This is a genomic window from Kitasatospora sp. NPDC032757, assembly GCF_055579305.1.
In genome coordinates this window covers 17395-26097 of record NZ_JBVINN010000013.1, presented here as the reverse complement: position 1 = coordinate 26097, position 8703 = coordinate 17395, and the positions used below count along the sequence as shown (strand labels likewise).

Here is an 8703-nt window from a genome sequence, read left to right as displayed (position 1 = left end):
CGGACAGCGGGATTCAGCCCGTCGCCGCGACCGTCCCCGCCGCCCCCGAGGCCGGCGCCGCCGTCCCGTCCACGACCGCCCCCTCCGCCACCGCCAGCGCCGCGACCAGCCGGTCCCGGGCCTCGGTCTGCGCGGCGATCCGGCGCTCCAGGACGGACAGCCGCTCCCGGGCGATCCGCAGCGCCGCCGGCGACGGCGGCTTGGCGAGCACGTCCCCGTCCAGGCAGGGCAGGAAGAGCCGGACGTCCTCCAGCGTGAATCCGGCGGCCAGCAGGGAGCGGATGTTGCGCACCCGCACGGCTGCCGCCTCGTCGTACTCACGGTAGCCGTTGGCGGCGCGGGACGAGCCGATCAGCCCGGCCTGCTCGTAGTGGCGCAACGCCCGGGCCGTACTGCCCGTCACCTGGGCCAGCTCTCCGATCAGCACCGCTCCCCGCCCCTCCACCGTTCCCGGCGTTCCCACCGTTCCCGGCATTGCCACCCGTTCCCGGCGTTGCCACCGGCCTCACCCCACGACGGCGCCGCCGTCCACCGGCAAGACTACTCCGGTGACGAACGAGGCCTGCGGGGAGGCGAGTTGCGTGACGGCCCAGGCCACCTCGGCGGGCCGGCCGATCCGCCCGAGCGGGGTGTGGGCGATCTGCCACCGCCGGACGGCCTCCCGCTGCTCCGCGCCGAGCCCGGAGTGTTCGCCGATCGGCGTCTCGATCGCCCCCGGCGCCACCGCCACCACCCGGACGCCGCGCGGCGCCAGCTCCACCGCCCAGCTGCGGGTGACCGACTCCAGCGCCGCCTTGCTCGCCGCGTACACCGAGTTGCCCGGCCAGCCCCGTTGGCCGACGCTGGTCGTGACATTGACGATCACGCCGCGGCTCGCCTCCAGAGGCGGCAGTGCGGCCCGGCCGAGCAGGACGGCGGCGGTGAGGTTGGTGGCGAGCTGGGTCTCGACCGAGTCCCTGGTGAGGCCGCCGACGGCGCCGCTGCGGACGATCCCGGCGTTGTTGACCAGCACGTCGAGCCGCCCGTGCCGCTCCAGGACCTCGCGCACGACCACCTCCGGCGCGTCGGTCCCGGTGACGTCCGCGACCAGCGGGTGGATCCGCCCGGGGTGGCTTCCCGCCGTCTCCGCCAGCGGTCCGGGCCGCCGCCCGACCGCCACCACCGCGACCTCCGGCCCCTGCGCGGCGAAGGCCTGCGCGGTGGCCCGCCCGATCCCCGTCCCCGCGCCGGTGACCAGGACGACCCGGGACGGCCGATCCTGCGGGGTTTCCTGCCGGTTGCTCTCGTTCGCGTTCATGCGGAGAGCCTCCGACCCTGCCGCCAGTGTCAAGGTCAAGCGCGAGCGCGGGCCGGGAGCGGGAACCGCCCCCTCCACTTGCTGTGCCGGGCGCGAACAGGAGGCCGGGAGGGGACGCGAACGGCGCCGGGTGCTGTTAGGAAGGTGCCAACGCACCTACCCACGGGGAGAGAACACGCATGAGTGACGAACGGTCCGAGAACCTGTACGACGCCGTCGGCGGCATCGAGGGGCTCCGCCGGCTGAGCAACACCTTCTACGAGGGCGTCCTCGCCGACCCGGTCCTGGCGCCGGTCTTCGCGAACTTCACCACCACCCACATCGAGCACGTCGCCGTCTGGCTGGGCGAGATCTTCGGCGGCCCGGCCCGTTTCACCGCCGAGCTGGGCGGGCACCAGGCGCTGCTCCGCACGCACCTCGGCCTCGCCATCACCGAGGAGCAGCGCGGTCGTTGGATGGAGCTGATGGGCGCCGCGGTGCAGAAGGAGCTGCCCGACGACGAGCTGCTGCGCCGGCGGGTGCTGGAGTACTTCGACTGGGGCACGAAGATCGCCAAGGACGTGTCGGCGGCGCCCGTCGGCGCGGACCTCGGCGACCCGGGCCCGACGCCGCGCTGGGGCTGGGAGGGGCTGAAGAAGTGACGGCCGTGGCCGGACTCCCGGCCGCCGGGGGCCTGCTGCTGCGGCCGTTCCGGGACGAGGACGCGTCCGCCCTGGTGGAGGTCTACCGGGACGAGACGCTGCGCCGCTTCACCCGGATCCCGGTGACCGACGTGGACGAGGCGGCCCGCTGGCTCGACGTCCAGTACCGCGGCTGGGCGGATGGCTACCGGTACAGCTTCGCCGTTCTGGAGCCCCGGGCCGGGCACCCCGCCGAACTGGTCGCCAACGTGGTGCTCAAGCGCGGCACGCCCGGCGGGGCGTCCGCCGAGGTGGGGTACTGGACGGCGGCCGACGCGCGGGGCCGGGGCGTGGCGCCGCGGGCGCTGGAGGCGGTCACCGGCTGGGCGTTCACGGCCTTCGCCGCCGACGGGCTGGTCCGGCTCGACCTGCTGCACCAGGTGGACAACACGGCCTCCTGCCGGGTGGCCGAGAAGACCGGGTACCGGTTCGCGTCCGTTCTCCCGGCCCGCCCGCCGGAGTTCCCGCTGGACGGCCACCTCCACACCCGCACCGCGCCCGGTTAAGCACTGGACCGGGAGGGAGAACGGCGTCAGAGTGACGCACATGGCTTCTCTTGTACGACATGTGACGATCGACTGCGCCGACGCCTTCCGCCTGGCCGGGTTCTGGGCACAGGTGCTGGACAGCAAGGTCAGCGAGGACGACAACCCGGGGGACGATGAGGCGCTGGTCGAGTCGCCGGGTGCCGCGCTGCTGTTCATCCGGGTGCCCGAGGGCAAGACGGTGAAGAACCGCATCCACCTCGACCTCCAGCCGCAGGACCGCACCCGGGACGAGGAGGTGGGGCGCCTGCTGGCACTGGGCGCCACCGTCCACGACGACCAGCGCACCCCGGACGGCAAGGGCTGGGTGACCATGCTCGACATCGAGGGCAACGAGTTCTGCGTCGAGCGCAGCGCCGCCGAGCGGGCCGCCACCTCCTGACCCGTCGCCACTCGGTCCGAACGGCCGCCCGCCAGGCCCACGAGGGCCTGTGCGGGCGGCCGTTCGGTCTCTCCGCTTCTCCGCCCGGCACGGGTGCCCCCTTCCGCCGGGCGGCACCTGGGAGCAGGAGGCAGGGGGCAGGGGACTCCGGTGACTTCAGACGATCGGACCGCCGTAGAAGGGGTCGTAGTACCCGGTGTACCGCTCGCGGTAGCCGGTGTCACCCTCGTGGCGGTCGGGGTCGAACTCCGGGCCGTTCTTGATCTCGTCCTTCGTCCGGTCGACGTACACCCTGCGGTTCTCGAAGTCGACCTGGATGACCGTGCCGGCCGGCAGCAGCACGTGCTTGCCGAAGATCCACGGACCGGTGTCCACCACGAGATAGCGGGCGTCGGCCTCCTCGGAGAGCCGGTCGATCCGGCCGATGTGCCCATCGGTCGCCTCGACGCGGAAGTCCACCAGGTCGGAATCGGTGACGTAGCCGGAGGTGGCGCGGAACTGCCAGATGTTGACGTCGCTCACTGTCGTCTCCTTCTCGTCGCTCGGCCGCCGGACCTTGTTCCGGCGGCGTCCGTGACCTCGGCTGCCCCGGATCCGCGGATCCATGTCGGCGGAGTGGGCCTGAATCCGGTGCCACCGGCAGCAGTTCGTCCACGCCACCCGCGTGTGCCCGCGCGCCACCCGCGTGTGCCCGCACGCGGCGGCCCGCCGGCCCGGAGACGGCGTCCCGGGCCGGAGGGTGGGGTGCCGGAGCGGGAACGCAGCCCCGGACCGGGGTCAGCCGGAGGCGGGGACCAGCCGTCGGGTGTCGATCTCCGCCCAGACCGCCTTGCCCCGGGAGCACGGCGTGGCACCCCACCGGTCCGCCGCCCGCTGCACGATGAAGAGCCCGTGCCCGCCCGGCAGGCCGGGAAGGTGCGGCCGGCGCGGCTCGGGCAGCGCCGGGGATCCGTCGCTGACTTCGATCCGCAGCCGCGCGTCCGAGGCGTCGAGCACCAGCTCCAGCGGGCCGCCGCCGTGCAGCATCGCGTTGGCGACCAGCTCGGAGACCAGCAGCAGGACGTCCTCGACGACGTCGGGATCGGCCCCGTCCTCGGGGCGCAACCAGGCCCAGTCCGCGAGCGCCCCACCGGTGAACGCACGGGACCGGGCGACCGGCTTGGGAAGTCCGGCCAGGTGCAGTCGCCGTCGCTGGCCGGTCGCCGGCGGTCCGGCGTCGGGTCGGCTGCCGTCGAGGGCGCCCCGGCTCGCCGTCATACGCGGTTCACCCCTTTCGCGCGCGCGGCTGATGAGAGGTCGTCTTTCCCGGGACGTGCCGGGCTATTCCTCGGGCGGCCACCCGGTTCTCCCCCCGGGCCGCCGCCCCCGGGCGTTCACCCGGTCAGTGCCGCGCTCACCGAGTCGTGGATGGAGAACACGCCGCCGGCACCGGTGAGTTCCAGTAGCCGGGTGACCTGCGCCGAGGGCGAGGCGAGCCGGAAGTCGATGTCCGCGGTCGCGGCGGCGAGCCGCGTCTTGAGCAGCAGGTTGAGGCCGGAGGAGTCGCAGAACGCCACATCGCTCAGGTCCACCACCATCCGCTCCGGCCGCTGTTCGACGAGCAGGCGCAGGGCCTGCTCGGCAGGGCCGAGGCTGTCGATGTCGAGATCGCCGCTCAGCGCGCAGACGGCTGCCCGCGCGCCGTCGTGCCGGATGTCCACGCCCGGCGCGACGGGTGTCGCGGACGCCGGGGCGGCGGACGGGTGCCGTTCATCCTCGACCGACATGTCAGGTGCCTCCTCCGTCCGGGCTCCCTCCGGGTGCTGCTTCGTGACCATACGCGGATGAGGGGCCGTCAGCCAGGGCACGGGCGGCCCGGGAACCGGGTCCGCGTCGTGCCGGCGGGCGGAGCGGGCGGGCGGATGGCGGTTCACTCCTGGCCGAGGCCCTCGCGGAGCTGCCTGAGGACGCGGCTGAGCAGGCGGGACACGTGCATCTGGGAGACCCCGAGCCGCGTGCCGATCTGGGACTGGGTGAGCTCCTCGGTGAAGCGCATCGAGAGCAGCAGACGGTCGCGTTCCGGGAGCTCGGCGATGAGCGGTTTCAGCGCGATGAGGTTCTCGGCCAGTTCGAGCCGCGTGTCCTCGCCGCCCAGCCGGTGCGCGGCGGTGCCGCGGCGGTCGTCGTCCGGGTCGGCCGCCACGTCCAGCGAGCCGGCCGAGTGGCCGTTGGCGGCGGTGAGCCCCTCGATGACCTCCTCCGGCGTGAGCGAGAGGTGCTCCGCGAGCTCGGCGACGGTCGGTGCGCGGTCGAGGCGCTGCGAGAGCCGGTCCTGCGCCTTGGCGAGGCTCAGCCTGAGCTCCTGGAGCCGGCGCGGCACGTGGACGGCCCAGGTGGTGTCGCGGAAGTGCCGCCGGATCTCGCCGAGGATGGTCGGCAGGGCGAAGGTGGTGAACTCCACCCCGTGGCCGTGGTCGAACCGGTCGATCGCCTTGATGAGGCCGATGGTGCCGACCTGGAGGAGGTCCTCCTGGGGCTCGTGGACGGAGGAGAACCGGCGCAGGGCGAACCGGACCAGGGAGATGTTCAGCTCGACCAGCGTGCCGCGGACGTAGGAGTACTCCGGGGTGCCCTCGTCCAGGGCGTCGAGGCGCCGGAGCAGGGCCCGGGTCAGCTCCCGCGCGTCGGCCGGGGCCACCTCGGTCGGATCTTCGGGCAGCGCGGGCATTGTGGGCATCTCGGGCAGAACGGCCGCGTCGGGCAGCGCGGATGCTCCGGGCAGCGCGGGTGCTCCGGGCATCGGCGCGGTACGGAGTGTGCCCGCCGTACCGCCTTCCGGTCGGGCCTGGCTGGGGACGACCGTGGGGACGTGGGCGAGGAGAGCATCACTGGGCGCAGCCATGTCAGTCCTTTCATCGGTTCCGCGTCGGCTCGAACCGCTTTACCCCGGATCCGCGAAGGGATGTGCCCTGGCAGTGTGATGCTTTGGTGAAACCGGTCGGTCGCCGAGCCGGCCGTCGTTCCCGGAGCCGGGGGCCGGTGCCACCGGCAGGCGGGGGAGCGCGGCGGGATGGCGCTCGACCAGGTAGGCCAGCAGGTGCTCACGGACCTGGCAGCGGAGCTCGAACGCGTCGTCGGCGTCGGCGGCGGTCATCAGGGCGCGGACCACGATGGTGGTCGGCGTCGTGTCGACCACCTGCAGCGCCCTGCCCTCGCGGTCCCAGAGCTCGTTCTTCTCCAGGAAACCCTCGAACTCCCGCCGCAGTTCGGGGACCGGCGTGCCGGGATCGAGGTGGAGCAGCGCGGTGCCGGTGATCCGGGTGGTGCGACGGGACCAGTTCTCGAACGGCCGGCCGGCGAAGTAGGACATCGGCATCACCAGCCGCCGCTGGTCCCAGGTGGCGACCACCACCGAGGTCAGGGTGATCTCCTCGACCGTGCCCCACTCGCCGCCGACCACGACGACGTCGCCGAGCCGGACGAGGTCGCCGAAGGCCATCTGCACCCCGGCGAAGAGGTTGGCCAGGGTGCTCTGCGCCGCGATGCCGGCCACCAGGCCCACGAGCCCGGCGGAGGCCAGCAGGCTGGTGCCCAGCCCGCGGACGGCCGGGAAGGTCATCAGCATGGCCGCCAGCGCCACGACGGTCAGGGCTGCCTGGCAGATCCGGCTCAGCAGGCCGACCTGGGTGCGGGCCCGGCCTGCCCAGCCCGGTTCGTGCCGGCGGACGGCCAGGCGCAGCGCGCCCTCGGCGGCCAGGGAGATCAGGCGTGCCCCGAGCCAGGCGCAGGATGCGAGGGCGGCGAGCACGAGGAGGTGGCGGACGGCACCGTGCACCGCCGGGGTGGTGCCGGTCCAGGGTTCGCCGGCGAGCAGCAGCCCGCAGGTGGTCGCGGCGAGCAGGGGCGGCCGGCAGGCGCGCAGGAGCGGTGGTGCCGCCTCGGCCCGGCGGCGGACCAGGGGCAGCCGGGCGACCGCCTCCGTCAGCAGGTTCAGGGCACAGGCGGCGAGGACCGAGGACACGGCGACGACGAGCAGGCGGACGATGCTCCACCCCTCCACGCGGATCACTCCTTCGGCGGGGACGTGGTGGGAGCAGGTCCGGTCCCACCGGTTCGGGCGGATGGACGGGCGGCCCGGCAGACGGACCGCGGGCAGGCCGGGGGACGGCGCCGGCCGTCGGTGGCCGTGGCGCCGTCAGGCCGCATCGCGGGCCCGGCCGGACGGGCGTCCGGGGCGCCCCGTCCTGAGCAGGACGGCGCGCTCGGACTCGGTCAGGCCGCCCCAGACGCCGTAGGTCTCGTGGACCCGCAGGGCGTGCTCCAGGCACGCACGGCGTACCGGACAGCGGGCGCAGACCCGTTTGGCCTCCTGCTCGCGCTCGTTGTGGGCCTGGCCGCGTTCACCCGCGGGGTGGAAGAAGAGGGCGGTGTCGCCACCGCGGCAGGCCGCGCGAGCCTGCCAGTTCCAGTAGTGGTCGAGGGCGCCGGGGAGCCGGGAGGTATCGGTCATGGCGATCCGTCTGACCCGTCGGCCCGGGAACAAACCGCCCGACGGCCCGACAGCCGTTTAGTTCGACAGCCCGGTCGTCCGGTCGTTCGACAGTCCGGTCGTCCGGTCGTCCGGTCGTCCGGTCGTCCGACAGCCCGGTCGTCCGGCCGTGGGTCCGCCGCAGGGGTGCATGCCCGGGCGTCCCCGGGGCAGAAGAGGTCGGCCGTACCGGCCGGCGGGGCCGGTCCGCCCGGCCCCGCACCCCGAGGGAGGGACTGCCATGAGCCACCCCGTACCGCCGTCGTCGTCCGTCGCCGAACTGTCCGCCGGAGCCGCCGAACTGCTGCACGCCGCCGTCCGGCACGGGGCGACGGCCGAGGGCCCGGGCCTGGTCCTGCCCGCCGACGCGGCCGCAGCGGTGGCCGCCCTGGCCCTGGTCAGCGCGCGACTGCCCGAACTCCTGGACCTGCTCGCCACGTTCCTCAGCAGCGAGCAGGCCGCCGGGCGGCTGGGACCGGACCGTGCCCACGGGCTCGACGCGGCCGACGCCAAGGACACCCTCCGCGCGGCCCGCGACGCACGCGAGCGCCTCTACGAGGCCGCGCGCACCGCTGCCGTCCTCACCGACACCCTGGCCGCGGCCTCGGCCGCGCTCGCCCCGGTCGCCCCGCCCCGGCCGCCGGGACCGCCGGCCACCCCGCACGCCTGACGGCCGGACAGGGCCGCCGGCCCGGGAACATGACCCGGTCCAACCGGGGAAGGCGCACCAGGCGGACCGCTGTCCGGCGGCCCGGCACCCGGAGAAGGGACGGACCCATGACGAGGATCGAGGAATCGGTCGAGGTGGAGATCCCGCCGGCGGCGGCCTACGAGCAGTGGACCAGGCTGGAGGAGTTCCCGGCGTTCATGCGGGGCATCGTCAGCATCGAGCGGCGAGGCCCCGGACTGAGCCACTGGGTGGTCGATGTGGCCGGCGTGCGGCGGGAGTTCGACGCCTGCACGACGGAGGCCGTCCCGGACGAGCGGCTCGCGTGGGCCACCCTCGCCGGTGGTGTGCGGCAGTCGGGCGTGGTGACCTTCCACCGCGTCGGCGAGCACACGACGCGGGTCATGCTCCAACTGGACGTCGAGCCCGACGGCCTGGTGGAGCGGATCGGTCACGTGCTCGGCTTCGCGGACCGTCAGGTGATCGACGACCTCGGGGACTTCAAGACGTTCGTCGAGCGTGACCGGGGAGCGTGATCCCGACGGCCTCGGCCCGCGGTGACACCCCGGTCGACCCCCCCGTCGCGCCCGGCCTCCGCCCGGCGCCGCGCCGCGCCGCGCCCGGT

13 protein-coding genes are annotated in these 8703 nt (G+C 74.4%); 5 read left to right on the top strand and 8 right to left on the bottom strand.

What is annotated here, in order from left to right; all coding sequences use genetic code 11:
• Positions 1–13: 13 nt before the first annotated feature.
• Complete coding sequence (locus tag ACZ5WK_RS17185) at positions 14–427, bottom strand: MerR family transcriptional regulator (protein ID WP_465548242.1); 414 nt, start codon at positions 425–427, stop codon at positions 14–16.
• Between the two features lie 78 nt (positions 428–505).
• Positions 506–1297, bottom strand: a complete 792-nt coding sequence (locus ACZ5WK_RS17180) for an SDR family NAD(P)-dependent oxidoreductase (protein WP_465548241.1) — start codon at positions 1295–1297, stop codon at positions 506–508.
• A gap of 179 nt (positions 1298–1476) precedes the next feature.
• Here ACZ5WK_RS17180 and ACZ5WK_RS17175 point away from each other — a divergent pair, with 179 nt between their 5' ends.
• From ACZ5WK_RS17175 to ACZ5WK_RS17165, 3 genes are read left to right on the top strand one after another with little or no spacing between them, the layout of a single operon-like run.
• Complete coding sequence (locus tag ACZ5WK_RS17175) at positions 1477–1938, top strand: group II truncated hemoglobin (protein ID WP_465548240.1); 462 nt, start codon at positions 1477–1479, stop codon at positions 1936–1938.
• Positions 1939–1943: 5 nt separating this feature from the next.
• Entirely contained in the window at positions 1944–2483 is a 540-nt protein-coding gene (locus tag ACZ5WK_RS17170; protein WP_465548239.1) for a GNAT family N-acetyltransferase, read from the top strand.
• Between the two features lie 40 nt (positions 2484–2523).
• Complete coding sequence (locus ACZ5WK_RS17165) at positions 2524–2904, top strand: VOC family protein (protein WP_465548238.1); 381 nt, start codon at positions 2524–2526, stop codon at positions 2902–2904.
• Between the two features lie 156 nt (positions 2905–3060).
• Here the strand turns inward: ACZ5WK_RS17165 and ACZ5WK_RS17160 are convergent, their stop codons facing one another.
• From ACZ5WK_RS17160 to ACZ5WK_RS17135, 6 genes are all read right to left on the bottom strand, one after another.
• Positions 3061–3426 (bottom strand): PRC-barrel domain-containing protein, encoded by a 366-nt coding sequence (locus ACZ5WK_RS17160; protein ID WP_465548237.1) that lies wholly within the window; start codon positions 3424–3426, stop codon positions 3061–3063.
• Between the two features lie 255 nt (positions 3427–3681).
• The gene (locus ACZ5WK_RS17155) at positions 3682–4161 is read right to left on the bottom strand and encodes an ATP-binding protein (protein WP_396319111.1); all 480 of its coding nucleotides are present in this window, start codon (positions 4159–4161) and stop codon (positions 3682–3684) included.
• A gap of 116 nt (positions 4162–4277) precedes the next feature.
• A complete protein-coding gene (locus tag ACZ5WK_RS17150) occupies positions 4278–4670 on the bottom strand; it encodes an STAS domain-containing protein (protein WP_465548236.1) in 393 nt (130 codons plus the stop codon).
• A gap of 143 nt (positions 4671–4813) precedes the next feature.
• Positions 4814–5785 carry a SigB/SigF/SigG family RNA polymerase sigma factor gene (locus tag ACZ5WK_RS17145; protein WP_465548235.1) on the bottom strand — a complete coding sequence of 324 codons (972 nt, stop codon included), beginning with the start codon at positions 5783–5785 and terminating at the stop codon, positions 4814–4816.
• 39 nt (positions 5786–5824) lie between these two features.
• On the bottom strand, positions 5825–6943 hold the full coding sequence (locus ACZ5WK_RS17140) for a mechanosensitive ion channel family protein (protein ID WP_465548234.1): 1119 nt from the start codon (positions 6941–6943) through the stop codon (positions 5825–5827).
• 135 nt (positions 6944–7078) lie between these two features.
• The gene (locus ACZ5WK_RS17135) at positions 7079–7393 is read right to left on the bottom strand and encodes a WhiB family transcriptional regulator (RefSeq protein ID WP_465548233.1); all 315 of its coding nucleotides are present in this window, start codon (positions 7391–7393) and stop codon (positions 7079–7081) included.
• 259 nt (positions 7394–7652) lie between these two features.
• Between ACZ5WK_RS17135 and ACZ5WK_RS17130 the strand changes: the two genes are divergently transcribed.
• Both ACZ5WK_RS17130 and ACZ5WK_RS17125 read left to right on the top strand, forming a co-directional pair.
• Positions 7653–8081 (top strand): hypothetical protein, encoded by a 429-nt coding sequence (locus ACZ5WK_RS17130; RefSeq protein ID WP_465548232.1) that lies wholly within the window; start codon positions 7653–7655, stop codon positions 8079–8081.
• Between the two features lie 107 nt (positions 8082–8188).
• Positions 8189–8614, top strand: a complete 426-nt coding sequence (locus tag ACZ5WK_RS17125; protein WP_465548231.1) for an SRPBCC family protein — start codon at positions 8189–8191, stop codon at positions 8612–8614.
• Positions 8615–8703: the final 89 nt, after the last annotated feature.

Bases quoted from the DNA above. Each gene is read 5' to 3' on its own strand.
- ACZ5WK_RS17180 (WP_465548241.1), bottom strand. From the start codon at position 1,297: ATGAACGCGAACGAGAGCAACCGGCAGGAAACCCCGCAGGATCGGCCG.
- ACZ5WK_RS17175 (WP_465548240.1), top strand. From the start codon at position 1,477: ATGAGTGACGAACGGTCCGAGAACCTGTACGACGCCGTCGGCGGCATC.
- ACZ5WK_RS17165 (WP_465548238.1), top strand. From the start codon at position 2,524: ATGGCTTCTCTTGTACGACATGTGACGATCGACTGCGCCGACGCCTTC.
- ACZ5WK_RS17155 (WP_396319111.1), bottom strand. From the start codon at position 4,161: ATGACGGCGAGCCGGGGCGCCCTCGACGGCAGCCGACCCGACGCCGGA.
- ACZ5WK_RS17150 (WP_465548236.1), bottom strand. From the start codon at position 4,670: ATGTCGGTCGAGGATGAACGGCACCCGTCCGCCGCCCCGGCGTCCGCG.
- ACZ5WK_RS17145 (WP_465548235.1), bottom strand. From the start codon at position 5,785: ATGGCTGCGCCCAGTGATGCTCTCCTCGCCCACGTCCCCACGGTCGTC.
- ACZ5WK_RS17135 (WP_465548233.1), bottom strand. From the start codon at position 7,393: ATGACCGATACCTCCCGGCTCCCCGGCGCCCTCGACCACTACTGGAAC.
- ACZ5WK_RS17130 (WP_465548232.1), top strand. From the start codon at position 7,653: ATGAGCCACCCCGTACCGCCGTCGTCGTCCGTCGCCGAACTGTCCGCC.
- ACZ5WK_RS17125 (WP_465548231.1), top strand. From the start codon at position 8,189: ATGACGAGGATCGAGGAATCGGTCGAGGTGGAGATCCCGCCGGCGGCG.